This window comes from Rhodoferax ferrireducens, from assembly GCF_003347515.1.
Classification (GTDB): domain Bacteria; phylum Pseudomonadota; class Gammaproteobacteria; order Burkholderiales; family Burkholderiaceae_C; genus Rhodoferax.
In genome coordinates this window covers 1-429 of sequence record NZ_QEII01000208.1, presented here as the reverse complement: position 1 = coordinate 429, position 429 = coordinate 1, and the positions used below count along the sequence as shown (strand labels likewise).

Here is a 429-nt window from a genome sequence, read left to right as displayed (position 1 = left end):
TGTGAACCATCTTCATATACATGGCGTTGAACATGCCCATTGGGCCAACTTGGCATTCGTCAGGAAAAACAGTCTTCCAGTCTGGGTACTTGCCTTCAACCTCCCATTTCGTTACCTCGCCGTCTTTCTCCCCGTTTGGTTGAACGTGGTATTCCGTCTTCTGCGCATTGGTGACAACAAGGCGGCCGTCGACCAGCTCCAGTCGGCCATCGTCCGCCTCCCGGCAAGCCTCACGAAGGCTCTTCCCGATGCGCAAGATGGCAGAGCGCTCCACGACAGCGGAGGGGTCGCGCCACAAGCCCATGGCATGGCCATTGGTCGCCACGATCACAGCGCCGCCTGCTGGCAGTGGCTCGACGTAGACGCCGTTCAAGTAATAGCGGATGTCGTTTTTCGCTTTGAATTCGCAAATGGCAGCGACAAGTTTGG

1 pseudogene is annotated in these 429 nt (G+C 56.9%); it reads right to left on the bottom strand.

From position 1 onward, the window contains the following. Positions 1 to 429: pseudogene (locus C5P05_RS02840) on the bottom strand (hypothetical protein); the annotation flags it as partial.